The following is a 26,612-nucleotide window of genomic DNA, read 5'->3' as shown; positions in this document are numbered from 1 at the left end:
GTCGGACGGGAGGCGCGGGGCGGGGCCGCGGGGAGCCTCCCGTCCGATGGGTGGTCGCGACGGACGGGGCGGTGGCCGGGTCAGCCGTGTCGACGCTCGGTCGACGACAGCAACTGCTCGACCTCGCCGATCTCCATCGTCTCGGGGGAGACCGACTGCAGCGGCGCCGCGCTCGGGGTCTGCACGGCGTCGACCAGCCGGTGCATCATCGCGACCGCGTCGTCGACCACCTCGGTGCTCTTCGCCTGCACGCCGTGCAGCAGCCACTGGGCGGTCTCGAGCTCGTGGTGGACGCGGGCGCGCTGGGCGAGCTGGCGGTCCCGACCCCCGCCGTTCGCCTCGTACGCACTGATCACGGTGTCGAAGGCGTCGCGGTGACCGGCGAGCACCCAGGCCAGGTCCTTCGCGGGGTCGCCGAGTCGGAGCTCGCCCCAGTCGAGGACGCCGGTGACCGAGTCGCCGTCGACCAGGACGACCCCGGTGCCCAGCGCACCGTGCACGACCGTCGGGGTGAACTGCCAGAGCTGCTGGTCGCGCGCAGCGCCCTCCCACCGTTCGACGAGTGCGGCGGGCACGAGCTTCGTGGCGACCGCGCGGTCCATCACGGAGACGGCGGAGCGCAGGACCTCGAACGGGGTGAGCGACGGCAGTCCCGCGTCCGTCACGAAGCTCGTCGGCAGCTGGTGGACGGCCGCGACGGCACGGCCGACGGCGGTCGCGAGGTCGGGACGCTCGGTCAGGTCGCGCAGCGTCGGGTGGATGCCCGGAACGTAGGTCGTGACGATCGCCCGGGTCGAACCGATCGGCGCCTGACCGCGGTACTCGGCGACGGCGAACGGCAGACGCGAACGGATGCCGGCGCTCAGGGCACGGATCGCGACGAGGTCCGCGGACTGCCGGGCCTCGGCCCGCTGGTTGCGCGGGCGACGGATCGCACTGAGCGCGCCGTCCGCGTCGCGGAGGACGGCCGACTCGTAGTCACCGGAGGCGGCCGAGCCGAGTGTGCGCGTGCCCGTGACGACCAGACCGGGAACGGCCGTGGTCGCCAACGCGGCTAGAGTGAACTGGGATCCCGCCATGCCCCTCAGGGTAGGTCCGCGTCCGGTGCCGGAGCGCACGCCACGCTGGCCTGTGCAAGCCCGGGCACCGTCCACAGGGTCCCGTTGAGAAGCCCGTCCCGATCGAGGAGCACCCCGCCGTGACCGTCGAGTTCGCCGCCAGACTCCCGCTGTCCCGCAACGAACTCGACCGCGACGCGGAGTTCCGGACCACCCCCGACCTCGACCGCGTCCTGCGGGCCGACCCGGACACCCGGTGGCTGCCCGTCCGCGGTGCCGAGCTGCTCCGTGACGCCGACGGCGCGCTCCGGTTCGTGGGCGCCGACGCGGTGCCCGAGCACGCGGTGACGCTCTACCTCGGCCGAGCGGTCACCGACGCCGCCGACGCTCCTGCCGGCACGCGCTTCGCCGCCGCGCTGCTCGACGCGACGGCCGCCGCCGCGATCGAGCCCGACGACGAGGCGTGGTCGAGCCTGCGCATGTTCGGCACCGAGCTGTCCGCCCGCGACCAGGGCCTCGCGGTCGAGGCCGTCGCGATGGCGAACTGGCACGCCGTGCACGGGTTCTCCCCGCGCACCGGCTCGCCGTCCGACGTCGTCAGCGGCGGGTGGGTCCGCCGCGACCCCGAGGGGCACGAGCTCTTCCCGCGGACCGACGCGGCGATCATCGTCGGGGTCACCGACGCCGACGACCGCATCCTGCTCGGGTCGAACGCCGCGTGGGACGCCGACCGCTACTCGCTGCTCGCCGGCTTCGTCGAACCGGGGGAGTCCCTCGAGGACGCCGTCCGCCGCGAGGTCTGGGAGGAGTCCGGCGTGCGCGTCGAGGAGCCCGAGTACCTCGGGTCGCAGCCCTGGCCGTTCCCCGCGTCGCTCATGGTCGGCTTCCGCGCACGCGCCGTGGACGGCGATCCCTCGACCGCTCGACCGGACGGCGTCGAGATCCTCGACGTCCGGTGGTTCTCGCGCGACGAGGTCCGCGAGCGTGCCGGTGACACCCTGCTGCTGCCCGGCCGCACGTCGATCGCCCGCGCGATCATCGAGGAGTGGTACGGCGGGCCGCTGGACGTGCCGTGACCGATCCCCGCGCGTCGACCGGTGCCGCACCGGTGCGCCCGCCGTCGCCGGACGAACTGCTCGCGGCGCTCGACGCCGAGCAGCAGACCGTGGCCCGGACGTTGCTCGGCCCCGTCGCCGTGCTCGCCGGCGCAGGGACCGGCAAGACCCGGGCGATCACCCACCGGATCGCGTACGGGGTCGCGACCGGCACGTACTCGCCGAACCACGTCCTCGCGCTCACCTTCACGACACGGGCGGCCGGGGAACTCCGGTCGCGGCTGCGCGCGCTCGGCGCCGGGACGGTCCAGGCGCGGACCTTCCACGCCGCGGCGATGGCACAGCTCAGCTACTTCTGGCCGGACACCGTCGGCGGGCACGCCCCGCGCATCGTGGAGTCCAAGGGTCGGGTCATCGCGCACGCCGCCGACACGGTCGGGATCCACGTGGACACCCCGGTGCTCCGCGACCTCGCGGCCGAGGTCGAGTGGCGCAAGGTGCAGATGCTCACCTACGACGAGTACGAGGCCGCTGCGGCCGACCGGGTGATGCCGCGGGACACCCCGCCCCGGCGGGTGATCGACCTCATGAAGGCGTACGAGCAGCTCAAGGACGACCGTCGGCAACTCGACTTCGAGGACGTCCTGCTCGCGACGCTCGGCATGGTCGAGTCGGAGCCGCGGGTGGCCTCGTACGTCCGACAGCAGTACCGGTTCTTCGTCGTGGACGAGTACCAGGACGTCTCGCCCGTGCAGCACGACCTGCTGCGCGCGTGGCTCGGCGGCCGCGACGACGTGTGCGTGGTCGGTGACGCCAGCCAGACGATCTACTCGTTCGCGGGCGCGTCGAGCCGGTACCTGCTGGGCTTCGGGTCGGAGTTCCCCCGCGGGTCGGTCGTGCGCCTCGAACGGAACTACCGGTCGACGCCCGAGGTGGTGCACGCCGCGAACACCCTGATGCGCGGGCAGCCCGGTGCGCTCGACCTCGTCGCGCAGTCCGTCGAGCGGGGCCCGGAGCCGGAGGTGCTGCCCTGCGTGCACGACGGCGACGAGGCGCAGACCGTCGCCCGTCGCATCGGCGAGCTCGTGGCGTCGGGAGCGGCGTTCGGCGACTGCGCGGTCCTGTTCCGCGTCGGCGCGCAGTCCGCCGCGCTCGAGTCCGCCCTCGGTCGCGCCGGCATCCCGTACCGGGTGCAGGGCGGCACGCGGTTCTTCGACCGGCCCGAGGTGAAGCTCGCGGTGCACCACATGCGCGGCGAGGCCGTCCGGCAGACCGACGACGAGCTCACCCGCCGGGTCGGGCTCGTGCTGCAGCTGAGCGGCTGGACCCCGTTGCCGCCGGACGGCACCGGCGCGGTCCGCGACCAGTGGGAGGCGTTGCAGGCGGTCATGGGCCTGGCCGAGGCCGCGCCCGCCGGCACGACGATGCAGCAGTTCACGCAGGACCTGGTCGACCGTGCGGCGACCCACCACGAGCCGGAGCTCGACGCCGTGACCCTCGCCACGATGCACTCCTCGAAGGGTCTGGAGTGGCCCCACGTCGTGGTCGTGGGCGCCGCCGAGGGGCTGCTGCCCATCTCCCACGCCACGACCGACGCCGAGGTCGACGAGGAGCGCCGGCTGTTCTACGTCGGGCTGACCCGCGCGCGTCGCTCGGTCACCGTCACGTGGTCACGGCAGGGTTCCACGCGCGGGGGTGCCCGGGCGCCGAGTCGGTTCCTGGCAGCGCTCGACAGGCGCACCGAGGGTGCTGTGCCACCGGCAGCAGGCTGACCGTCAGGTCGTCGCGGTCGAAGACGACCTGCTCCGTCGTGGGGACCTGGGTCCGCAGGGGCAGGCGCTGCACGAGCATCCGCACCGCGGCCGACGCGACCGCTGCGCGTCGCCAGGGCGACAGCGGTGCTGCCGGCCGACCCCACACCTGGGCGGCCAGCGCGGGCCACGCCGGGTCCTCGTCCACGCGGGCGTACTCGACACACTGCAGGCACGGGCCGTCGCCCGGGACGACCACCGGCCCGAGCCGGATCCGTCCGTCGCCGACCACGAGCGACAGGTGCGGGGTCCCGCGCCGCGCCCACGCCGACCGGAGCGCCGGGTCGACGACGTGGTCGACGACGACCACCGCGAGTGCGGGGGTCGGGTCCGGCAGCACGACCGGCCCACCGCGGGGCGCGGCCGTCCGGGCCACCGTCACGCCCTCGCCGGAGAGCATCTCGGCGACGGTGTCGGCGAGGACGCCGTCCCCGTGGACCTCGACCCGGGCGAGCGGCTCGGGCAGGACGTCGACGACGGCGGGGGAGGCGTCACCGAGCACGCGGGCCGCCACCTCGGGCCTGCACCCCGTCGTCCCGGCGAGGGCGGTCAGGGCGTCGCGGCTCGTCTCCCGCCGGAGCGCGCAGAGGAAGCGCTCCTCGGCCACGGTCGGGACGGGGACGACGGCGCGCGGCGGGTCGACGCCGAGCTGCACGGTCCCCGGGTCGCGCCAGACGAACTCGAGCGTGGGGTCGATGCGGATGCCCATGCACCCACGCTGGCGGAACGGCCGGCCCCGTGGGGACCGGCCGTCACGATCTGTGGAGAACTAGCGGGGTCCGGCGCCGGGGGTGTCGTCGCCCGCAGCGCGGTCGTCCGCGGGGCCACCCTCGTCCTCGATGCCGCCGCTCTCGTCCTCGCGCGGGCGGTCGCCGGAGGCGTCGTTGAGCAGGTCCTCGAGCGCCTTGTCGAACGCGTCGTCCTCGGCGGAGCGACCCGGGTTCCGCAGCCGCAGCACGAAGGCGTCCGGGTCGTCCACGTCCTCGGACGTCGGCACGGCGTCGAAGTGCGACCACAGGGCGTCGCGCTCCTCGGCCCCGAACTCCTCGGTGACGCGCTGCCAGAGCGCAGCGGCCTCGCGCAGACGGCGGGGGCGCAGCTCGAGGCCGACGAGCGTGGCGAAGGCCGACTCGGCGGGACCACCGGCGGCACGGCGACGGCGGACCATCTCCGCGATCGCGTCGGACTTCGGCAGCCGGACCGTCGCGGCGGCGGTGACCGTGTCGACCCAGCCCTCGACGAGCGCGAGCATCGTCTCGAGCCGGCCGAGCGCGGCTTCCTGCTCGGGCGTGCGCGGCGGGATGAGCGCCCCGGACGCGAGTGCGTCGCGCAGCTGCTCCTGGTTGGTCGGGTCGATCTCCGAGGCCAGTTCCTCGACCCGGTCGAACGGGATGTGGATGCCCCGTGCGTAGTCGGTGATCGACGAGATGATGTGCAGCCGGAGCCAGCGGGCCGACCGGAAGAGCCGGGCGTGCGCGAGCTCACGGACGGCCAGGTAGATCCGGACCTCGTCCTCGGGCACGTCGAGGCCCTCGGCGAACTCGGCGACGTTCTGCGGCAGCAGTGCGGCGACCTGCTCGTCCAGGAGCGGTACGCCGACGTCGCCGCCGGAGACGACTTCCTTCGACAGCTGCCCGACGACCTGGCCGAGCTGGATCGCGAACAGGGCGCCGCCGACGCCGCGCATCGCCTTCGAGACGTCGCCGAGCATGGCCTTGAGCTGCTCGGGCGCGCGCTGGTCGATCGCCTCGGTGAGCGCGTTCGCGATGCTCAGCGCCACCGGCTCGGCGATCTGCGCCCAGACCGGGGTGGTGGCCTTCGCCCACTGCTCCCGCGTGTACAGGCTCGGCGTCGCGGTGAGCTCGGGGACGCTCGTGGCCTCGTCCAGCCAGAGCGCGGCGACCTGGAACGCCTGGTCCGATGCCTGGGCGGTCGCCGGGTCGACCGGGTGCCCGCCGTCGCGCGCGATCGCGGTCGCACGCTCGGACGCGACCGAGAAGTCGATGCCGTCCCTGCCCGACTGCGCCGCGCGCTGGAGCTGGCTCATCAGGTTCGCCACGAACGCCGGGTCGTTCGGCAGTCCGGCCGCGCCCGCGAGCTGCGACGGGTCGATCTGTCCCTCTCCGGAGAGCAGCTTGCGCAGCATCTCCTGGAAGTCGTCGTCCGGCCCCGGCTGCGGTTGATCAGGCATGACGACTACGCTAACCGCTGCTCACGGGGCCGCGCCCGGGATGCTCCCGAGGGGACGCCCGGACCGCTGCGCCGAGGGCGAACAGCCCGCGAGCACGCGGGCGACCGACCCGCCAGCGCGCGGGTGCACCGCCCGCACCCGCGGGCGCCCCGCCCGTGGAAGGACGTCCGTGACCCTCTTCGCCCCCGCGCCCCGTCGCCGTTCCCGCGCACGCACCGTCGGCTGGGCGTTCGTCATCGGCGCGGTCGTGCTCGGACTCCTGGCGAGCTTCCTGCCGAGCCCCTACCTGATCGAGGTGCCCGGGCCGGTCTACAACACGATCGGCACGCAGCGGCAGGGGCAGGGCAAGGACGCGAAGGACGTCGAGCTCATCCAGATCGACGGGGCGGAGACGTACCCGACGGGTGGCGCGCTCGACATGCTCACCGTGGGCATCCAGGGTGACGCCACGAACCGCCCGTCGTGGACGAGCGTGATCCGCGCGCTGTTCTCGCGCTCCGAGGCGGTCATCCCCGCGAGCGCCGTCTACCCGGAGGGCACCACCACCGAGCAGGTGAACCAGCAGGACGAGGCCGACATGCGGTCGTCGCAGCAGTCCGCCGTCGCCGCCGCGCTCATCCACCAGGGCCACGACCTGCCGACCGAGCTCCGGGTCGGGACGGTGCAGGAGGGCTCCGCTGCGGACGGCACCATCCGCGAGGGCGACGTCATCACGGCCTTCGACGGGGAGCAGCTGACCGAGAACGTCGACGCCGGGTCGCTCCGTGCGGCGGTCGCGGAGCACGGGACCTCGTTGCCGGCGACGGTGACGCTGCTGCGCGACGGGAAGCGCGAGCAGGTCGAGGTCACCCCCCGCGAGGAGCAGGGGACCCCGCTCCTCGGGGTCGGCGTCACCGAACGGTACGACTTCCCCTTCGACGTGAAGATCGCGCTGCAGGACGTCGGCGGCCCGTCCGCCGGCATGATGTTCGCGCTCGGGATCATCGACGAGCTGACGCCGGGCGAGCTCAACGGCGGGAAGCACGTCGCGGGCACCGGCACGATCACCGCGGACGGCGAGGTCGGCCCGATCGGTGGCATCCGGCAGAAGCTCTACGGCGCGAAGGACGCCGGTGCGACCGTGTTCCTGGCGCCGGCCGACAACTGCGACGAGGTCGTCGGCCACGTGCCGGACGGACTCGACGTCTACAAGGTCGCCACGCTCGACCAGGCGGTCACCGACCTCGAGACGATCGCCGCGGGGAAGAGCACCGCCGGGCTCGCACGCTGCGGCTCCTGACCCGATCACCCGCACGGCGCGACGTGCGCGCTCGACGCGATCCGCGCCTCCCGGCCGACCGGCCTGGAGGCTCGGCTCGCCTTCCTGAGTCCCCGTACAGTTTCGCTGTCGGTCCGGACCAATAGGATCGGAGCACTGACGGCCCGGCGCGCCGGGCCCGCCGGTCCGACACGTCTGGAGCACATCAAGTGACGACAACCTCGTCCACCTCGGGCACTGCTGGGCGGCGTTCGCCGCGGGTCCCGATCGTGGTCACGATCATCGTGCTGGCCGCACTGGTGATCGGCTTCTTCATCTTCGCCAGCCTGTACACCGACTACGCGTGGTTCGCGCAGCTCGGGTTCCAGCAGGTCCTCACCACGCGCTGGATCGCGGGCACGCTCATGTTCGTGGCCGGGTTCCTCGGCATGGCGGTCCCGGTCTACGTGAGCATCGCGCTCGCCTTCCGCTTCCGCCCGGTCTACGCCAAGCTCAACTCGCAGCTCGACCGCTACCAGCAGGTCATCGAGCCCCTGCGCCGCGCGGTCATGATCGGCATCCCGGTCGTCCTCGGCCTGTTCGCCGGGCTCGCGACCGCCGGTCGCTGGAGCATGGTGCTCGAGTACTTCAACCGGACCCCGTTCGGCCAGAAGGACCCGCAGTTCGGGCTGGACATCGGGTTCTACGTGTTCGAGCTGCCGTTCTGGCGCTCGATCGTGGCGTACTCGTCGGCCGTCGTCCTCATCGCCGGCATCGCCGCGCTCGCCGCGACCTACCTCTACGGCGCGCTCCGCTTCGGCGGTCGCGAGGTCCGCATCTCGAAGGCCGCGCGCGTCCAGCTCGCCGTCACCGCAGCGGTCTACGTGGCGCTGCAGGCCGTCAGCCTGTGGCTCGACCAGTACGCCGCGCTGACGAAGGACAACCCGCTCATCACGGGTGCGCAGTACACCGACGTCAACGCCGTCATCCCGGGGCGCGAGATCATGGCGGGCATCGCGGCGATCGTCGCGATCCTCTTCATCGTCACCGCCGTCATCGGCCGCTGGCGCATCTCGATCGTCGGCACCGGGCTGCTGCTCGTCGCGGCGATCGTCATCGGCGGCATCTACCCCTGGATCGTCCAGCGCATCCAGGTGAAGCCGTCGGAGCGGACCTACGAGTCGGCCTTCATCGAGCGCAACATCAAGGCCACCCGCGACGCGTACGGCGTGAGCGGGGTGCAGGAGCAGAACTACGACGCCACGACCGAGGCGAGCTCCGGTGCACTGGCGCAGGACGCCCAGACCACGGCGAACATCCGTCTGATCGACCCGAAGATCGTCTCGGACACGTTCAGCCAGCTGCAGCAGTACCGGCAGTACTACCAGTTCCCCGACCAGCTGGACGTCGACCGCTACGACATCGACGGCCAGACCGAGGACACCGTCATCGCGGTCCGCGACATCGACCTCGACGGGCTCAGCTCGCAGGCGAACACCCAGTACAACCGGACGTTCGTCTACACCCACGGCTTCGGCGTCACCGCGGCCTACGGCAACCAGCGCGCGAGCGACGGCAAGCCGGTGTTCCTCGAGTCCGGCATCCCGTCGAACGGGCAGCTCGGCAACTACCAGGAGCGTGTCTACTTCGGTGAGACCTCGCCGCCGTACTCCATCGTGGGCGGACCCGAGGGCTCGAAGAACATCGAGCTCGACTACCCGGCCGGCTCCGACGACAGCGACGGCGGCAACGCCACGACGACGTACCAGGGCAACGGCGGACCGAGCCTCGGTGGGTTCTTCAACCGCCTCGTCTACGCGGCGAAGTTCCAGTCGGAGCAGATCCTGCTGTCGGACGCGGTGAACCGCGACTCGCAGATCCTGTACGACCGCGACCCGATCCAGCGCGTGCAGAAGGTCGCTCCGTACCTGAAGCTCGACAGTGACGCGTACCCGGCGATCGTCGACCACCGCATCCAGTGGATCGTCGACGGCTACACGACGAGCGACGCCTACCCGTACTCCCAGAGCCAGAGCCTGTCGGACACGGTCGCCGGGACCGACTCGTCGGCGTTCCGCACGGACCAGGTGAACTACATCCGCAACTCGGTGAAGGCCACCGTCGACGCGTACACCGGCAAGGTGACGCTCTACGCGTGGGACACCGAGGACCCGGTGCTCAAGACGTGGCAGAAGATCTTCCCCACGTCGACGCAGCCGGTCTCGCAGATGAGCGCGGAACTCCTCGACCACGTGCGCTACCCGACCGACCTGTTCAAGGTGCAGCGCTCGATCCTCGGCACGTACCACGTGACGAACGCGAACTCGTTCTACTCGGGTGACGACGCGTGGAACACCCCGCAGGAGACCACCACGGGCACGACCGACTCCGAGGCCAACTCGGACACGGTGTCGCAGACGACGACGAACGCCCTCGGTACCAGGACCACGGCTTCGCAGGGCAACCTACAGGACCCGTACTACCTGACGATGAAGGTGCCGGGGCAGGACACCGCCTACTCGCTGTACACGACCTACATCCCGCAGCAGTCGGCCGGAGCGAACAACCGCAACGTGCTGACCGGGTACCTGGCGGTGGACTCCGACGCGGGTGGTGCCGGCAAGGGCGAGAAGGCGTCGAACTACGGCAAGCTCACGCTGCTGACGATGCCGAAGACGGACAACATCCCGGGTCCGGCGCAGGTGCAGAGCCTCTTCAACGGTGACACCACCGTGTCGCAGGAGCTGAACATCCTGAAGCGGGGCAACTCGACCGTGAAGCAGGGCAACCTGCTGACGCTGCCGGTCGGCGGTGGGTTCCTCTACGTCCAGCCCGTCTACGTCCAGTCGACCTCGAGTGGCTCGTACCCGCTGCTGCAGAAGGTGCTCGTGGCCTTCGGCGACAAGATCGCGTTCGAGGACACCCTCGACCAGGCGCTCAACGAGCTGTTCGACGGTGACTCCGGTGCTGCCGCCGGTGACCAGGGCGCGGCGAACGGGTCGGGTTCGACCGGTTCGTCGGACTCGGGTTCGTCGGGCGCAGGCTCGGCCGACTCGGGTTCGGGATCGTCCGACTCCTCGGGTGGCTCCGGTTCGTCGTCCGGAGGTTCCTCCTCCGGCGGCTCGGGCGGCTCGTCGAGCGACACCGGCAACCAGGCGCTCGACCGGGCCCTGGCCGACGCGCGCAGCGCGCTGCAGGACCGCCAGAAGGCCTACGCCGACAACGACCTGGTCGCTGCGGCCGAGGCGGACAAGCGCCTGCAGGACGCCATCGAGGCCGCGACCGAAGCCGAGAACGGCAACTGACACGCCGTGGCGGGGCACTCGATTTGTGCCCCGCCACCGGGGTGTGTAGGCTATTGGATGTGCCGCGGGGTGGAGCAGTTCGGTAGCTCGCTGGGCTCATAACCCAGAGGTCGTAGGTTCAAATCCTGCCCCCGCAACCAAGCGTCACAAGAAGGCCCCGGTCCACTCGGACCGGGGCCTTCGTCGTTCCACCCGGACGTGCGAGGGCTGCTGGTCGTGCCGGTCGTGCTGGTCGTGCTGGTCGTGCTGGTCGTGCTGGTCGTGCTGGTCGTGCTGGTCGTGCTCGTCGCGCCGGTCGTCCTCGCCGCTGCGTTCAGCGAGGACGTGCCGCGGCTACGCTCGGGCCATGGCAACCCTCACCGTCGCCGCCGCGCAGTTCGCTCCCGTCGACGACACGGCAGCCAACCTCCGCACCGTGCAGGCCGCTGCCGAGGACGCCGCCGCGCGCGGGGTCGACCTGCTCGTGACGCCCGAGTACACGTCGTACTTCAGCGCGGAGATCGACGACCGGTTCGTCGCCGCCGCCGAGCCGCTCGACGGGCCCTTCGTGACCGGGCTCCGGGCGATCGCGCGACAGCACGCCATCGCGCTCGTCGTGGGTGTGGCCGAGACCGCGGGGACGCCGGGACGGTTCCGGAACACCCTGGTCGCGGTGCTGCCCGACGGATCGATCGCGGCGACGTACCGCAAGGTGCACCTGTACGACGCGTTCGGGTCGAAGGAGTCCGACCGCATCGAGTCGGGTGATGCCGACCAGCTGCCGGTGTTCGAGCTCGGCGGGGTCCGCATCGGCCTCGAGACCTGCTACGACCTGCGTTTCCCCGAGGTCACCCGGCGCCTGGCCGCACCCGAGGTCGGCGCAGCCGATGCGGTGGTCCTGCCGGCCGAGTGGGTGCGCGGCCCCGGGAAGGAACACCACTGGCGCACACTGCTGACCGCCCGTGCGATCGAGAACACGGTCTGGGTCGTCGGGGTCGGTCAGACCGGGCCGATCGGTATCGGCGACTCCGTGGTGATCGACCCCGCCGGTGTCGCGGTCGCCGCCGGCGGAGCCCAGCCCGGCACCGTCGTCGCGACGATCGACACCGCGACCACCGAGGCGGTCCGTGCGGTCAACCCCTCGCTCGCGCTCCGTCGATTCGACGTGCACCCGCGCTGAGCGCACGCCCCGCACGGGCACGGACTGTGCACTCGCCCGCCCGCGCCCGTGCGACCCGGGCTGCGCCTGCCCGCGCCTCTGCCGCACGTCTGTCTCCCCGAGCGGGCGGAACCGGCACCGCGGCGCGAGCTCCGCCCTCGATTCCGCCCGCTCGCGCCCCCCCCCTGGTGCAGTCGTGTTCGCCCTCTGCTGCGACCAGACGAGCCGCGCGGACCAGCGAACGACGGCGAACGGGCGGAACCGGGAGAGCCGCGTGTCGAAGGATGCAGGAACGACCCGCTCGCGGGGACAGCCGGCGCGGGCCGGTGACGGATCGACGAGCTGCGCTCCCCGAACGCAGTGCGGCGGGACGTGCAGAGAAGGCCCGCTCGCGGTGGCTGGGGGACCGGGTGGCTGGGTGGCTGGGTGGCCGGGTGGCCGGGTGGCCGGCGCTCGTCGAACGGGCGGAAACGGCGGCTGGGGGCGGCGAGACGTGCAGAGAAGGCCCGCTCGCGGTGACAGGGGACCGGCGCTCGTCGAACGGGCGGAAATGGCGGCTGGGTGCGCCGAGACGTGCAGAAGAGGCCCGCTCGCGGTGGCTGGGGACCGGGTGGCCGGCGCTCGCCGGACGGGCGGAAACGGCGGCTCAGTGCGGCGAGACGAGCAGAGAAGGCCCGCTCGCGGTGACCGGGTGACCGGCCTCGCCGAGCGGGCGGAAACGGCGGCTCGGTGCGGCGAGAAGTGCAGAAGAGGCCCGCTCGGCTGGTCCGCGCGGGACGGCGGCGGACGTGCACGTCGGGTGCGGCGCACCGGAGCACGGGATGTGCCGTGGGGGCGGGTGCGGGCACGACTCCGGGTCAGCGGGTCGGGCCGAGGGCTGCGAGGCGGCTGACGGCCTCGGACAGGACGTCGCGGCGCTTGCAGAACGCGAAGCGCACGAGCGACCGGTAGCCCGCCGCGCGCTCCGGTCGGACGAACGCCGACACGGGGACGCCGACGACCCCGGCGAGTCCGGGGAGCCGCAGGCAGAACTCCCGGGCGTCGTCGTACCCGAGCGGTGCGGTGTCCGCGAGGACGAAGTACCCACCGTCCGGGTGCATCACCTCGAAGCCGGACGCGCGGAGCCCGCCCGCGAGCAGTTCGTGCTTCTCGGACAGCTCCCGCGCGATGCCGTGGAACACCTCGTCGGGCAGACGGAGCCCGGCTGCGACCGCGGGCTGGAAGGGAGCCCCGTTCACGAACGTCAGGTACTGCTTGACCGAGACGACGGCCTCGACGAGTGCGGGTGCCGCCGTGAGCCAGCCGATCTTCCAGCCGGTGGTGCTGAAGGTCTTGCCAGCGCTGGAGATCGTGATCGTCCGGTCCGCTGCACCGGGCAGGGTCGCGACGGGGACGTGCGGTGCGCCGAAGGTGAGGTGCTCGTACACCTCGTCGGTGACGACCAGGGCGTCGTGCCGCTCGGCGAGCTCGAGGACGGTGGCCAGGACCTCGCGGGGGAGGACCCGCCCGGTCGGGTTGTGCGGTGTGTTCACCAGCACGACCCGCGTGCGGTCGGTGAACGCGGCACGCAGGGTGTCCTCGTCCGGCAGGAAGTCCGGTGCCGTCAGGGGAACCGTGACGTGGGTGCCGCCGGCGAGACGGATCAGCGCCCCGTACGCGTCGTAGAAGGGCTCGAAGGTGACGACCTCGTCGCCCGGCTCGACGAACGCGAGCAGCGTCGCGGCGAGGGCCTCGGTCGCGCCGGCGGTGACGAGGACCTCGCGGTCCGGGTCGACCGTCAGCCCGTACCAGTGCGTCTGGTGCTCGGCGATCGCTTCCCGGAGCTCCGGCGCCCCGCGGCCGGGCGGGTACTGGTTCACACCGCGGCGGATCGCGTCGACCGCGGCGTCGAGCACCTCGACCGGGCCGTCCTGGTCGGGGAAGCCCTGGCCGAGGTTGACGGCGCCGGTGGCGGCAGCGAGCGCGCTCATCTCGGCGAAGACGGTCGGCGCAGGGACACCGTCGGGACCGAGCAGCATCGCTCCCTCGGCAGCTCGGAGCCAGGGTCCGGTGCGGTGCATGGTGGTCCCTCCGGTGCGCGCGGCGCGGGTCGACGGCCTGGAGGCCCCAACCTAGTCGGACGGATCGGCAGTGCGCGTCCTGCGGGTCACCCGGCGCCGCGAGACCGGGAACGCGTCCACAGCCCACGCATAAGATCGCCATAGGTCGCTTGCAGCGCCAGCAGGAGCACCGCTCAGGTGGGTCCGGAAGACTGCACGAGCTTGAAAGGAGCACGTCCAGCATGACCGACACCACGCCACACGGCCAGGGCGACGACAACCGCCCCGAGGAAACCGACCACCGGGCCGCAGCCGAGGACGCCTCGCGCGCCACCTCCGGCGAGGGCACGTCGACGCAGGACGTCTCCGGACAGCCCGCCGACCGCCGTACGGACCACGACCACACCGACGTCATCGACGACGCCCACGGGGCCGAGACCGACGTCATCGCTGCGGGGACCGACACCACGACGGACCGCTACACCGCGCCCTACCCGACCATCGACCGCGACCGCGACGGCAGCGATGCCGGGCAGCAGGCCAGCCCCTACGGCTCCGACAACGCTCACCACGGGCGGGGCGACGACCGGTACGGGCACAGCCAGTACGGCCAGGGTCAGAGCCAGTACGGCCAAGGCCAGTACGGCCAGGACCAGGACCAGGGCCAGTACGGCCAGGGCCAGTACGGACAGAGCCAGTACGGCCAGGGCCAGTACGGCCAGGACCAGAGCCAGTACGGCCAGAGCCAGTACGGCCAGGACCAGAACCAGTACGGCCAGAGCCAGAACCAGTACGGCCAGAGCCAGAACCAGTACGGCCAGAGCCAGTACGGCCAGGACGGCCAGAGCCAGTACGGCCAGACCCAGAACCCGACCCCGTACGGTCAGGACCAGTACGGCCGCTCCCAGGGCCAGCCCCGCTACGGCGAGTACGCCCAGGGCACGCCGCAGGTCGGCTCGCAGTACGGCGCACCGCAGAGCGCCTCGTACCCCGGCTCCGCCCAGGCCCCCTCGTCTGCCAGCGCCTTCGGCGACGTGGACGGCTCGAACCAGCGCAACGGCCACTACTTCGGCGGCGCTGCCGCGGGTGCGGCGACCGGGACCGCCACGGGTGCCGCAACGGGCACGACCGCGAACGGGAAGGGCGGCCGCAACAAGCTCGTCCTGCCGATCGTCGCGGGTCTGGTGCTCGCCGGCCTGGTCGGCGGCGGCGCCGGTTGGGCGGCCGGTGCAGCCCAGGGCGGCGGCACCACCGTGATCGGCTCCGGCTCGTCGCAGAACGGCGGCAACCTCACGGTCAACGACTACAACAACGCCACCGTCGTGACCGCGGTCGCCGCGCAGGCGACGCCGTCCGTCGTCACGATCAACGTCTCCTCGGGCTCCGCGGGCGGCACCGGCTCCGGTGTCTTCTTCACGAAGGACGGGTACATCGTCACGAACACCCACGTGGTGACCCTCGACGGTGACAGCTCGAACGGCACGATCACGGTCACGACGTCCGACGGCAGGATCTACCCGGCGAAGCTCGTCGGCACCGACCCGACGGTCGACCTCGCGGTCATCAAGATCGACGCGACCGGCACCAAGCCGATCTCCTTCGCGAACTCCTCCGAGCTCAACGTCGGTGACACCGCCGTCGCGATCGGCGCGCCGCTCGGCCTGTCGAACACCGTCACCGACGGCATCGTCTCGACCCTGAACCGCAGCATCCAGGTCGCCTCGAGCGCCCCCAGCCAGGGCGGCGACTCGAACGAGGGCGGCAACGGCGACAGCCCGTTCGAGTTCCCGGGCAACGGCGGATCCTCCACCAAGACGACCGTCTCGCTGCCGGTCATCCAGACCGACGCGTCGATCAACCCCGGCAACTCGGGCGGCGCCCTGCTCGACTCGAAGGGCAAGCTGATCGGCATCAACGTCGCGATCGCGAGCGCGGGCAGCTCCCAGTCCTCCGACGCGCAGTCGGGCAGCATCGGTGTCGGCTTCGCCATCCCGGCGAACCTGGTCCAGCGCGTCGCGAACGAGATCCGTGAGAACGGGTCGGCGACGCACGGTCTGCTCGGCGCGACGGTCGGCGACGCCTCCGAGGACGCGAACGCCACCCAGATGGGTGCGCTCATCAAGTCGGTGTCGTCCGGCGGAGCGGCGGCGGACGCCGGTCTGCAGAAGGGCGACGTCGTGACGAAGATCGGCTCGGCATCGGTGGCGGACGCCACCGACCTGACCGCGCAGGTCCGCTTCTTCGCCGGCGGTGCGAAGACGACGATCACCTACGTCCGCGACGGTCAGACGCGCGAGGCCGACGTCACGCTCGGGACCTACAAGAGCTGACGCGACCAGCGACGGACGGGAGGCGCGGTGCCGGCTGGCACCGCGCCTCCCGTCCGTCGTCCGGCCACGCCGCGGCTCGTGGTGCGGTCCGCCGGTCGGCGCCCTGGCGGGTCCGACGCAGGTGGGTGCTCCGGCCGCTTGATAGGCTCATGGCTGCTCTCCGGGGCGGTACCGGTCCACGGTGCGCTCCGCGCGTCAGCCACGACCCCGAGGACCGCATGCAGACAGACGGACAGCCCCTGCCGGGGGTCTCGTACGTGATGCCGGTGCTCAACGAGGTCACCGAGGTCCGTGCGGCGGTCGGGAGCCTGCTGGAGCAGGACTACGAGGGTCCGTTCGAGGTGATCCTCGCGCTCGGACCGTCGATCGACGGGACGAACGAACTCGTCGCCGAGATGAGCGCCGCCGATCCTCGTGTCCGGGCCATCGAGAACCCCGTCGGCTCCACACCCGCCGGGCTCAACGTCGCCATCCGAGCATCGGTGCACCCGATCGTGATCCGGGTCGACGCCCACTCGGTGCTGCCGTCGGACTACACCCGGATCGCGGTCCGCGTGCTGCTCGAGTCGGGTGCGGACAACGTCGGTGGCATCATGCACGCCGAGGGCCGCACGCCGTTCGAGCGTGCTGTCGCCCTCGCCTACGGCAGCCGGGTCGGCCTCGGTGGGACACCGCACCACGTCGGTGGCAAGGCCGGTCCGGCCGAGACCGCCTACCTCGGGGTGTTCCGACGCGACCGGCTGTTCGAGGTCGGACTCTTCGACGAGGGCATCAAGCGCGGCCAGGACTGGGAACTCAACCGGCGGTTGCGCCAGACCGGTGGCACGGTGTGGTTCACCCCGGAACTCGTGGTGACCTACCGGCCGCGGCCGAGCCTCCGACGACTGGTGCGCCAGTTCGTCGCGACGGGCCTGTGGCGCGGTGAGCTCGCCCGACGCTTCCCGGCGAACAACGGCCTGCGGTACTTCGCGCCCCCGGCGATGGTCGTGGCGATGGCGCTCGGGATCGTGGCCGGACTCGTCGGCATCGTCGGTGCCGTGCTCGGGTCGCCCGTCGCCTGGGCGGCGCTGGGCTTCGTCGTCCCCGCCGTCTACCTGCTCTTCGTCGTGCTCGGCGCCGTCCTCGTGGCGCGGCGTTCCGGGCTGCCCACGATGCTCTGGCTGATCGTCGTGCTGCCCTGCATCCACGTCGGTTGGGGCATCGGTTTCATCATCGGGTTCCTGACCCGGACCTCCGAGCTGACCACGCACACGGGACGGTGACCTGACCCCTTGACCGACGACACCACCGGCCGCGGCAGCGCCCGCCCGACCTCGATCGCCGAACTCCGTGCGGTCGCCCAACCCGACGAGGTCCGCTCGCGGGCGAACGCCGAGCACTGGACGGCGTCGCTCTACCTGCGCGACGTGTCGCCGTACCTGACCTGGGTGCTGCTCAGGACGCGGGTCTCGGCGAACCAGGTGACCGGCCTGATGATCCTGGTGGGGTGGAGCGTCGCCGCCGCGCTGCTGATCCCGGGCATCTGGGGTGCACTGCTCGCACTCGTGCTCGGTCAGCTGCAGATGCTCGTGGACTGCTGTGACGGTGAGGTCGCCCGGTGGCGCGGCATCCGGTCGCCCGCCGGGGTGTTCCTCGACAAGGTCGGGCACTACACGACCGAGGGACTCATCCCGATCGCGCTCGGCGTCCGCGCCGCGACCTGGCCGGTCCACGGCGCGGACTGGATGTGGACGACGATCGGGTGCGCGCTCGGCCTGGTGATCGTGCTCAACAAGGCGCTCAACGACATGGTCCACGTCGCCCGCGCGAACGCCGGGCTCGAGAAGCTCGTCGACCGCCGGGACGCCGGCACGGCCCCGTCCGGGCGGCGCTTGGCGACGCTCCGTCGCTTCGCACGCTTCCTGCCCTTCCACCGCCTGTACCACTCGGTCGAGCTGACCATCCTGGCGTTCGTGTTCGCACTGCTCGGGCTCGTCGTCGGCAGCCCGCTGGTCGACCGGGTCCTGGTCGGGGCGCTGTTGCCGCTCGCCGTCCTCGCCACGGCCGGTCACTTCGTCGCCATCATCTCGTCGAAGCGGGTGCGGGCATGACCTCGGGGGCGACGACGGGCGCCACACCGGAGGCGTTGCCCGGGACCCACCGTCGGAACGCCGTCCCGCACCGGCAGCGCCCGCGCATCGCCGTCGTGAGCCTGTCCCAGGGCACCCGTCCGGACGACCTCCGCCGTGGGCTGACGAGCGTGCTCGCGCAGCAGGACGTCGAGCTCGACGTCGTGTGCGTCGGCAACGGCTGGGAGCCGACGGGGTTGCCCGAGGGCGTCCGTGCGCTCGCGCTGCCCGAGAACGTCGGGATCCCCGCCGGTCGCAACGCCGGAGCAGCAGTCGTCGACGGCGACTACGTGTTCTTCCTCGACGACGACGCGTCGATCCCGTCGCCGACCTTCCTGCGTGACGCCGTGGCACTGCTCGAACGCGACCCGTCGCTCGGCCTGGTGCAGCCGCGGGTGGTCGACCCGACCGGATCGGCGAACCCCCGTCGCTGGGTGCCGCGCATCCGCAAGGGCGCTGCGACCGACTCGTCGCCGGTCTTCTCGGTGTGGGAGGGGGCCGTGCTCCTGCCGATGGACGTCCACCGCGCCGTCGGCGGGTGGGGTGCACCGTACTTCTACGCGCACGAGGGCATCGAGCTGGCGTGGCGTGTGTGGGACGCCGGTCGACGCGCCTGGTACGCCGGTGACCTGGTCGCGCACCATCCGGCGATCGACCCCGCCCGGCACGCCGAGTACATCCGGCTGAACGCCCGCAACCGCGTGTTCCTGGCACGCCGCAACCTGCCGGTGGCACTGCGACCCGTCTACGTCGGGTCGTGGGCCGCGATCCAGGTGGCGCGCTGGTGGCGACACCCCGTGCGCCTGCGGACGTGGTTCGCGGGGATCCGGGAGGGCTGGACGGCGGACTGCGGACCGTCGCGGCCCATGGGGTGGTTGACCATCGCCCGGATGACGCTGGCCGGTCGGCCACCCGTCGTCTGACACCGCCGCCCGGACGTCCCGGCGCCCCGACCGGGCGTCCGCGGTCGAGCACCCCGTCGCTGCCCGCACCACACCCTTCGTCACTGCCGTCGTCGCCGAGCACACCGCCCAGCAACCGCCCGTAGCCTGAGGACCACCATGCCGATCACCAAGGACGTCCGGACCGCGATCCGTCTCGCCCGCCGCCTGCTGCGTGCCCGTCAGAACCGGCAGGAGCTCGCCCGCCGGCTCCCGGCGGTCCCGGAGCTCGCACCGCGCTCGATCGAGGTCGCGGTCTACTTCGCCGACGGCAAGGTGAACATGTACCAGCTCCGGCAGTGGTACGCACCGTTGGCGGAACTCGCCCGCGAGCACCCCGTCGCGATCATCTCCCGCAGCCCCGGCACGATGACGACCCTGCTCGACGAGTCGCCCGTCCCGGCGGTGTACGCCCGCCAGGTCGTCGACCTCGAACGGTTCGTCGAGGAGCAGGCACCGAAGATCGTCCTGTACGTCAACCAGAACGCCCGCAACTTCCAGATGATGCGGTACGGGCGCATGTGGCACGTCTTCGTCAACCACGGCGAGAGCGACAAGATGTACATGACCACCAACCAGTTCAAGGCGTACGACTACGCCCTGATCGCGGGAGACGCCGCCAGGGACCGCCTGCGTGCCGCCCTGTGGGACTACGACGTGGACCACCGCACCATCGCCATCGGACGCCCGCAGGCCGACCACTTCGCCGGCGCGGTGCCGTACCCCCACGACGACCGGACCGTGGTGCTCTACGCGCCCACGTGGGAGGGCGACCGCGCCGCCGCCGCGTACGGCTCGATCGCGTCGCACGGGGTCGAGCTCGCCGAGCGCCTGCTCGCGACCGGTCGACACCGGCTGGTGTACCGGCCGCACCCGCGCAGCGGCGTGCTCGACCAGGACTACCGTGCTGCCCACGAGCGCATCGTCGCCGCGATCACCGCCGCGAACGCCGCCGACCCGTCTGCGCACCACGTGTACGACGACGGCCCGCAGCTCGGGTGGCAGCTCGCGGACGCGGACGTCGCCGTGACCGACATCAGCGCGATGATCTACGACCGACTGGCCGTCGGCAAGCCGCTGCTCGTGACGCGTCCTGCGGCACCCGAGGCCGACGTGGACGAGCGCGGGTACCTCGGCGCCGCGAACTGGCTGCTCGCCGAGGACGCCGCCGACGTGGTCGCGCGGGTGGACGCCGCCGCGAACGACGCCGAGGAGCTCGCGACGCTGCAGCACTGGGTCGAGCGGTACTTCGGCGACACCACACCCGGCGTCGCGACGCGCCGGCTGCACGCTGCCGTCGACCGTCTCGTGGCGCGCTGGCACGAGGTCGCCCGGGAGCGCGGCGAGGGCTGACCCTGCGGTCGTCACGACGCGAGGCCGACCAGACGGTCGCCCACGAGTGACATCCGCCACAGGTACTCGGAACGGTCCGGGCGCCGCCACCGGACGACCACGATGCCGGTCTGCTCGGGGTCGGCGCCGAACACCGCGATCGACAGGGATCGACCCGGGTCGAGACGGTTGACCGCCAGCGGCGGGCAGTACCCGCTGCCGAGGTGCGTGAGGGAGATCGCGTGGAGCGGCTCCGGCCCGGTGTTCACCAGGTCGTAGCGACGTGGTGCCCAGGATCGGTCGACGGTGAACGGGACTGCGTAGGCCGTGGGTGGGTGGTGCATGCGGGCCACGGTAGGGGGAGGGGCCGACGTCGGGAGCCCGGGGGAGTGCGCTGGTGCCTCGGCTTGTGGACGAGGGGACGGCGGGGCCCGGGTGTGGAGGAGCGGAGCTCAGGCCCCGTGGTCGGCCGCGTACCGCGCCAGGGCTGCCTCGATCGTGTCGTCGAGCTGCAGACGCCCCTTGTCGAGGTAGAGCCCCCGGTCGCAGAAGCGACGCAGGTCCTTGTCGTTGTGCGAGACGAAGAACAGCGTCCGGCCACCGGACAGCAGCTCCTCGATGCGCTTGTAGCACTTCTCGCGGAAGCTCTTGTCACCCACCGCCAGGACCTCGTCCACCAGGATCACCGGTTCGTCCAACCGCGAGATCACCGCGAACGCGATGCGCACCTTCATGCCGCTCGACAGGTGCTTGTAGGGGGTGTCGACGAAGTCGCCGATCTCGGCGAAGTCGATGATCTCGTCGAAGGCGTCGCGGATCTCGGCCCGGGACATCCCGTGCAGACCCGCTGTCAGGTACACGTTGTCCCGGACGGTGAGGTCGCCGACGAAGCCGCCGGTGATCTCGATGAGCGGAGCGACACCCGCATCGACACGGATCCGTCCCTCGTCCGGCAGCATGACCTGCGCGACGAGCTTGAGCAGGGTGGACTTCCCCTGACCGTTGCGTCCGACGACGCCGATGGCCTCGCCCGGTCGGACGTCGAACGACACGTTGCGGAGCGCCCAGAACTCGTCCGCGCGCTTGCGGCGGTTGCTCCCGGCGAACAGGTCCTTGAAGCTCCGGCTCGCGCGGCGGTTGCGCTTGAACCGGATCCCGGCGTCGCGCACGGAGATCACGGGCGCCACGCTCGTGGACGGCGCGGTCCGGTCGGTCGCGGTCATCACAGCTCCTTCAGGACGCGGTGCTCGCTCCGGCGGAACACGACGAGACCGACGGCGAGGACCACGGCGGTGACCACCACCGACACGCCGACCTCGAGCCAGTCGAGCTGGCCGGGGAAGAACGCGGAGCGGTACAGGCCGAAGATGCCGCTGAGCGGGTTCAGTGCGGCGATGTCGTGCAGCCGGTCGGGCAGGGCCTGCGTGCCGTAGATGATCGGCGACGCGTAGAACAGGAACCGCAGGACGAGCTTCACGGCGCGTTCCAGGTCACGGAAGAAGACGACCAGGGGTGCGACGATCAGCCCGATCCCGTAGACCAGGGCGCACTGCAGCACGATGGCCAGCGGGTACAGCGCCAGTTCCCAGTGCAGGTGCGCACCGGCGGCGATCGCGAAGACCGCGAGCACCGGCAGGCTCAGCAGGAACTCGATGCCCTTCGACGCGTTCACCCGGGCGACCCAGATGCTCCGGGGGATCGTCGTCGACCGGATCAGCTTCGCCTCCTTCGTGAAGGCACGGGTCGAGTCCGACACCGCTCCGGTGAACCACATCCACGGCAGCAACGCCGACAGCAGGAAGACGATGTACGGTTCCTCGCCCACGGATCCCCGGTGGAAGACCTGGGTGAAGACGAACCAGTAGATCGCCGACATCACCAGCGGGTCGAGGATCGACCACAGGTACCCGAGCGCGGACGTCGAGTACCGGACGCGCAGGTCCCGCACGGTCAGCAGCCAGAGTGCCTGGCGGTACCGCCGACCGGCGCTCCGGGACGACGTCGATGCGGTCGTCGCGGGCGCGGTCGGCGCACTCGCTGTGGTCACGCGGCTTCCCTCCGGGCGGAACCGCCGAGGGGGTCCTGACAGTGGTTCAGGCGAACAGGTCGTTCGCGCGCTGGAGGTCCTCGGCGAAGTCGATCTCGACCGCGTACAGGTCGGAGATGTCGATCGGCGACCAGCGTAGCCCGTCCTCGGCGATGGCAGCCTCGATGCCGCCCTCGAAGTACTCCTGGTCGTCGACGCGGCCGAGCTGGCGGATGAGCGCCTGCTTGTCGCGCGAGGAGACGTAGTTGATGCCCACGGCCTCGCCCAGTCCGCCCACGACCCGCTTCGAGAGCTCCTTGATGCAGCCGTCGGCGTCGACCGTGTACTTGACCTCCTCGTCGGAGACCTTCTCGGTGTTGACGCTGACGAACGAGCGGTCCTGGTCCATCATGTCCGCGGCACGGACGAGGGCGCGCGGGTCGAAGACGACGTCGCCGTTCATCCACAGGACGCCGCTCTTGCCGGTCGCCTTGAGCGCGCGCAGCAGGCTCTTCGACGTGTTCGTCGAGTCGTAGGACTCGTTGTAGACGAAGTTCGCCTCGGGGAACGCCTCGACGATGTACTCGGACTTGTAGCCGACGACGATCGTGACGCGGGCGCTCGAGCCGAAGGCGGCTCGGATGTTGTCGAACTGCTGCTGCATGATGGTGCGGCCGTCGCTGAGTTCGGTCAGCGGCTTCGGCAGGCTCCGACCGAGTCGGCTGCCCATCCCCGCTGCGAGGATGACGATCTGCGTGGTCATGCTGGTCCCTTCTGGTGTCCGCCCGCGCGCCGCGTGGGGCACGGGCGGGCCTCGTCGAGTGTGCCCGCTCCGGGTCCGAGTTCGCCGTGAGCGTGCGCTTCCTGCACCTTCGTGCGGGGGACGAGCGGCCACGGGCGCCCGTCCGGGCAGGTTTCCATGTGGTGAACACTCCGTCGTGCCCTGGTGAATGATACGGAACGAGTGCGCTCCGGGGTACACCCCTGCGTGCTTCGTGCTCATTTCGTGATCCTGTGACCGGTTCGGTACCGAGGCCCTCGCGGACGCGCCGCCGGTCGGGGTCGGCCGCGTCCGGCGCGTTGGTACGGTGGGGCGGTGGCTGCAGCTGATGACGACGACGTGTACGCGACGTCCGACGCCGCCTGGCTGGCGGACGCGGACGGACCGTCCGGTGACGCGGCCGACGACGACACGGGGGACGAGGATGCGCGCGACGACGCCTCCGATGATGACGAGATGACCGACGACACGACGGGTGCGGCCGTCGCGGTCGGCCACGACGAAGGTGCACCCGACCAGGGCGCCGACCCGGAGACCGCCGTCGCCGCGCGACCGGCAGCTGCTGCGACGAGCGCACCCGCCACCGCTGCTGCGGCGACCGGCGCACCGACGGCCACGGCCGCCGCGTCGGACCGCACTCCCCGCAAGGGCAAGGGCAAGGGCAAGGGCAAGGGGCGTGCCGCACGACCCTCGGGCCCCGCGACGCCCGCACAGCCCACCGACACGACCGCCACCGGCTCCGGCGCGGCCGGGGACGACGCGTCGAGCACGGGGACGACCCAGCGTGCGGGCACGCCGAAGACCGCTGCGGCCGGCTCCACGGCGAAGGAGAAGCGCGCTCCCGGACGCCAGCCGACCGCCACCGCCGCCGCGACGCAGACCGCACAGGCGCAGCAGCCCGTCGTGCTCCGCGCGAGCGGCCTCGTGAAGCGGTACGGCCAGACCCTCGCCGCGGACGAGGTCGACCTCGAGATCCGCCAGGGTTCGATCTTCGGCGTCGTCGGACCGAACGGCGCCGGCAAGACCACCACGCTCTCGATGGTCACCGGTCTCCTCCGGCCCGACGCGGGCACCGTGACCGTCCTCGACCACGACGTCTGGTCCGACCCGACGGCGGCCAAGCGCGCCCTCGGTGTGCTGCCCGACCGGCTCCGGCTGTTCGACCGGCTCACCGGCGCGCAGCTGCTGCACTACTCGGCCACGCTCCGTGGGCTCGACGGTGCGACCGCACGGAAGCGCAGCACCGACCTGGCCGAGGCGTTCGGTCTCGGCGAGGCGCTCGGGCGCCAGGTCGCCGACTACTCGGTCGGCATGGCGAAGAAGATCGCGCTCGCCGCGACCCTGATCCACTCGCCGCGCGTCCTCGTGCTCGACGAGCCGTTCGAGTCGGTCGACCCGGTGAGCGCGGCGACGATCACGGACATCCTGCGGCGGTACACCCGCGGCGGCGGCACCGTGGTGCTCTCCAGCCACTCCATGGAGCTCGTGCAGCGCACGTGCGACTCCGTCGCGATCATCGTCGGCGGCAAGGTCCTCGCCTCCGGCACGATGGCGCAGGTCCGCGGGCGCAAGAGCCTCGAGGACAAGTTCGTCGAACTCGCGGGCGGCCGCGTCGTGGCAGAGAGCATGGAATGGTTGCACAGCTTCTCCGACTGAGGGTCGACCTGCTCGCGGGCGAGGTCCGTGGGGGAGCCCGACGGTCGGTCCTCGTGGTGCTCGGGTCCCTGCTCGGCCTGGTCGCCGCCGTGGTGGTGGCCGGCGAGCTCCTCGCGCTGCGGCAGGCACCCGTCGAGGTCGCGCGGTCGGTCGCGGTCCCCGTCGGCACGTTCGTCGCCCTCGCACTCACGCTGGTGCCGCTCGTCGTCGGCCGCAGCGACCAGTTCGACCCGCGCCGCTTCGCCGTGTACGGGATCGACCGCCGTCACCTCGCCGTCGGTCTCGGCGTCGCCGGACTCGTGGGCGTCCCGGTGCTCGCCGTCGCGGTCGTCGCGGTCGGGCAGGTCGGAGCGTGGTCGCGCAGCGGCGGCACCGCGGTGCTGGCCGTCGTCGCCGCACTGCTCGGCACCCTGACCTGCGCCCTGCTGCTGCGGGTCGGCAGCGCCGTCGGTGCGACCTTCGTCGGACCGCACCGGTCGCGCGACGCCGGCTGGCTCGCCGCCCTCGTGATCGTCGTGCTGGGACTGCCGGTGGCGTCGCTGCTGTTCCGCAGCGACTGGCTCGACCCCGCCAGCACCGAGCTCCAGCGGATCGCCGACGTCGCCGGGTGGACGCCGTGGGGTGCCGCCTGGGCGGTCCCGGCGGACGTGGCGAGCGGTCGCGTCGGCGAGGGGCTCCTGAAGCTGCTGGTCGCCCTGGTCACCGTCGCACTGCTCGCGTGGGCCTGGTGGGCGCTGGTCGGCGCCGCACTCGAGGCCGCGGACGGACGCGCCGGCACCCGCCGCTACCGCGGGCTCGGCTGGTTCGCCGGCCTGGGCTCGACGCCGGTCGGCGCGGTCGCCGCCCGGGCGCTGACGTACTGGGGCCGTGACCCGCGCTACCGGATGTCCTACCTGGTCATCCTGTTCGTGCCGCTCGTGGTGCTCCCGCTCGGAGTCGCCGGCGTGCCGTGGCACTGGACCGCGCTGGTCCCGCTGCCGCTCATGGCACTCATCGCCGGGTTCCTGCCCCACAACGACGTCTCCTACGACAACACCGCGGTCTGGCTGCACGTGGCGTCGGGCGCTCCCGGTTGGACCGACCGGCTCGGGCGACTCGTGCCCCTGCTCGTCGTCGGACTGCCGCTCGTCGTGGCGGGCGCCGCCGTGTCCGCCGCGCTCTTCGGGGACCCCACGGCCTTCCCGGTGCTCACCGGCATCGCAGTGGGTGCACTGCTCGCCGGGCTCGGGCTGTCGAGCGTCGTCTCCGTCCTGCTGCCGTACCCGACCGTCCGCCCCGGCGACCACCCGTTCCAGCAGCCGCAGGCCGCCGGGACGACGGCCGCGGTCGCGCAGACGACGATGATCGTCGGCATCCTGGCGTCGCTCGTCCCCGCGGGCTGGCTGGCGGTGCTCACCGCGGTCGAGGGTCCGGAACCCTGGGCACTCGCGACGCTCCTCGTCGGCATCGCCGTCGGTGTCGTCGTGCTCGTGACCGGCGTGGCCGTCGGCGGTCGGCTCTTCGACCGGCGCGGTCCCGACCTGCTCGCTGCGGCGCAGCGGAACTGAGCGACTGCCGGCCGGGAGGCACGCTGTGGCCCGACGCCGTGCCTCCCGTCGGCACGC

20 protein-coding genes and 1 tRNA gene are annotated in these 26,612 nt (G+C 72.1%); 13 read left to right on the top strand and 8 right to left on the bottom strand.

Annotation, left to right across the window (positions count from 1 at the left end; translation table 11 throughout):
* Positions 1-80 precede the first annotated feature (80 nt).
* Positions 81-1,079 (bottom strand): phosphotransferase, encoded by a 999-nt coding sequence (locus PIJ49_RS04980; protein WP_251154717.1) that lies wholly within the window; start codon positions 1,077-1,079, stop codon positions 81-83.
* A 119-nt stretch (positions 1,080-1,198) separates the two neighbouring features.
* On the opposite strand from PIJ49_RS04980, the gene nudC reads away from it, so the two are divergent.
* Both nudC and PIJ49_RS04970 read left to right on the top strand, forming a co-directional pair.
* Positions 1,199-2,134, top strand: coding sequence for an NAD(+) diphosphatase (gene nudC, locus PIJ49_RS04975; RefSeq protein ID WP_066652885.1), 936 nt, complete (start codon positions 1,199-1,201; stop codon positions 2,132-2,134).
* The gene (locus PIJ49_RS04970) at positions 2,131-3,885 is read left to right on the top strand and encodes an ATP-dependent helicase (RefSeq protein WP_271825996.1); all 1,755 of its coding nucleotides are present in this window, start codon (positions 2,131-2,133) and stop codon (positions 3,883-3,885) included. The genes nudC and PIJ49_RS04970 overlap by 4 nt, the downstream gene beginning before the upstream one ends.
* Here PIJ49_RS04970 and PIJ49_RS04965 read toward each other — a convergent pair.
* Positions 3,776-4,633 carry a hypothetical protein gene (locus PIJ49_RS04965; protein WP_271825995.1) on the bottom strand — a complete coding sequence of 286 codons (858 nt, stop codon included), beginning with the start codon at positions 4,631-4,633 and terminating at the stop codon, positions 3,776-3,778. The two genes, PIJ49_RS04970 and PIJ49_RS04965, sit on opposite strands and share 110 nt — an antisense overlap.
* A gap of 60 nt (positions 4,634-4,693) precedes the next feature.
* Complete coding sequence (locus tag PIJ49_RS04960; RefSeq protein WP_209683613.1) at positions 4,694-6,115, bottom strand: zinc-dependent metalloprotease; 1,422 nt, start codon at positions 6,113-6,115, stop codon at positions 4,694-4,696.
* A gap of 169 nt (positions 6,116-6,284) precedes the next feature.
* Between PIJ49_RS04960 and PIJ49_RS04955 the strand changes: the two genes are divergently transcribed.
* The 4 genes from PIJ49_RS04955 (at position 6,285) to PIJ49_RS04940 (ending at position 11,816) form a co-directional block, all read left to right on the top strand.
* The gene (locus tag PIJ49_RS04955) at positions 6,285-7,394 is read left to right on the top strand and encodes a YlbL family protein (protein ID WP_271825994.1); all 1,110 of its coding nucleotides are present in this window, start codon (positions 6,285-6,287) and stop codon (positions 7,392-7,394) included.
* Between the two features lie 248 nt (positions 7,395-7,642).
* The gene (locus tag PIJ49_RS04950; RefSeq protein ID WP_271825993.1) at positions 7,643-10,657 is read left to right on the top strand and encodes a UPF0182 family membrane protein; all 3,015 of its coding nucleotides are present in this window, start codon (positions 7,643-7,645) and stop codon (positions 10,655-10,657) included.
* Between the two features lie 63 nt (positions 10,658-10,720).
* Positions 10,721-10,797, top strand: a tRNA-Met gene (locus tag PIJ49_RS04945).
* A 206-nt stretch (positions 10,798-11,003) separates the two neighbouring features.
* On the top strand, positions 11,004-11,816 hold the full coding sequence (locus PIJ49_RS04940) for a carbon-nitrogen hydrolase family protein (protein WP_066652896.1): 813 nt from the start codon (positions 11,004-11,006) through the stop codon (positions 11,814-11,816).
* Between the two features lie 836 nt (positions 11,817-12,652).
* Here PIJ49_RS04940 and PIJ49_RS04935 read toward each other — a convergent pair.
* Positions 12,653-13,855 (bottom strand): aminotransferase class I/II-fold pyridoxal phosphate-dependent enzyme, encoded by a 1,203-nt coding sequence (locus tag PIJ49_RS04935; protein WP_271825992.1) that lies wholly within the window; start codon positions 13,853-13,855, stop codon positions 12,653-12,655.
* A gap of 221 nt (positions 13,856-14,076) precedes the next feature.
* Here PIJ49_RS04935 and PIJ49_RS04930 point away from each other — a divergent pair, with 221 nt between their 5' ends.
* The 5 genes from PIJ49_RS04930 (at position 14,077) to PIJ49_RS04910 (ending at position 20,566) form a co-directional block, all read left to right on the top strand.
* On the top strand, positions 14,077-16,164 hold the full coding sequence (locus PIJ49_RS04930; protein ID WP_271825991.1) for a S1C family serine protease: 2,088 nt from the start codon (positions 14,077-14,079) through the stop codon (positions 16,162-16,164).
* 218 nt (positions 16,165-16,382) lie between these two features.
* Positions 16,383-17,426, top strand: a complete 1,044-nt coding sequence (locus tag PIJ49_RS04925; protein WP_251154726.1) for a glycosyltransferase family 2 protein — start codon at positions 16,383-16,385, stop codon at positions 17,424-17,426.
* A 9-nt stretch (positions 17,427-17,435) separates the two neighbouring features.
* On the top strand, positions 17,436-18,254 hold the full coding sequence (locus PIJ49_RS04920; RefSeq protein ID WP_271825990.1) for a CDP-alcohol phosphatidyltransferase family protein: 819 nt from the start codon (positions 17,436-17,438) through the stop codon (positions 18,252-18,254).
* The gene (locus tag PIJ49_RS04915; protein ID WP_271825989.1) at positions 18,251-19,195 is read left to right on the top strand and encodes a glycosyltransferase family 2 protein; all 945 of its coding nucleotides are present in this window, start codon (positions 18,251-18,253) and stop codon (positions 19,193-19,195) included. Before PIJ49_RS04920 ends, PIJ49_RS04915 begins: the two co-directional genes overlap by 4 nt.
* A gap of 138 nt (positions 19,196-19,333) precedes the next feature.
* Positions 19,334-20,566, top strand: a complete 1,233-nt coding sequence (locus PIJ49_RS04910; protein WP_271825988.1) for a CDP-glycerol glycerophosphotransferase family protein — start codon at positions 19,334-19,336, stop codon at positions 20,564-20,566.
* A gap of 11 nt (positions 20,567-20,577) precedes the next feature.
* Here PIJ49_RS04910 and PIJ49_RS04905 read toward each other — a convergent pair whose 3' ends face one another.
* From PIJ49_RS04905 to PIJ49_RS04890, 4 genes are all read right to left on the bottom strand, one after another.
* A complete protein-coding gene (locus tag PIJ49_RS04905) occupies positions 20,578-20,889 on the bottom strand; it encodes a hypothetical protein (RefSeq protein WP_251154728.1) in 312 nt (103 codons plus the stop codon).
* Positions 20,890-20,997: 108 nt separating this feature from the next.
* A complete protein-coding gene (locus PIJ49_RS04900; protein WP_271825987.1) occupies positions 20,998-21,768 on the bottom strand; it encodes an ABC transporter ATP-binding protein in 771 nt (256 codons plus the stop codon).
* Entirely contained in the window at positions 21,768-22,592 is an 825-nt protein-coding gene (locus PIJ49_RS04895; RefSeq protein ID WP_251154730.1) for an ABC transporter permease, read from the bottom strand. The genes PIJ49_RS04900 and PIJ49_RS04895 overlap by 1 nt, the downstream gene beginning before the upstream one ends.
* Positions 22,593-22,638: 46 nt before the next feature.
* Positions 22,639-23,334, bottom strand: coding sequence for a phosphocholine cytidylyltransferase family protein (locus tag PIJ49_RS04890; RefSeq protein ID WP_066652912.1), 696 nt, complete (start codon positions 23,332-23,334; stop codon positions 22,639-22,641).
* 333 nt (positions 23,335-23,667) lie between these two features.
* Between PIJ49_RS04890 and PIJ49_RS04885 the strand changes: the two genes are divergently transcribed.
* Together PIJ49_RS04885 and PIJ49_RS04880 are read left to right on the top strand one after the other, a co-directional pair.
* Positions 23,668-25,008, top strand: coding sequence for an ABC transporter ATP-binding protein (locus tag PIJ49_RS04885; RefSeq protein ID WP_271825986.1), 1,341 nt, complete (start codon positions 23,668-23,670; stop codon positions 25,006-25,008).
* Positions 24,984-26,555, top strand: coding sequence for an ABC transporter permease (locus PIJ49_RS04880; protein WP_144411248.1), 1,572 nt, complete (start codon positions 24,984-24,986; stop codon positions 26,553-26,555). Before PIJ49_RS04885 ends, PIJ49_RS04880 begins: the two co-directional genes overlap by 25 nt.
* The last annotated feature ends 57 nt before the right edge of the window (positions 26,556-26,612 follow it).

This window comes from Curtobacterium uvaldense, from assembly GCF_028307415.1.
Taxonomy (GTDB): domain Bacteria; phylum Actinomycetota; class Actinomycetes; order Actinomycetales; family Microbacteriaceae; genus Curtobacterium.
This window is presented reverse-complemented; position numbering and strand designations above follow the sequence as displayed.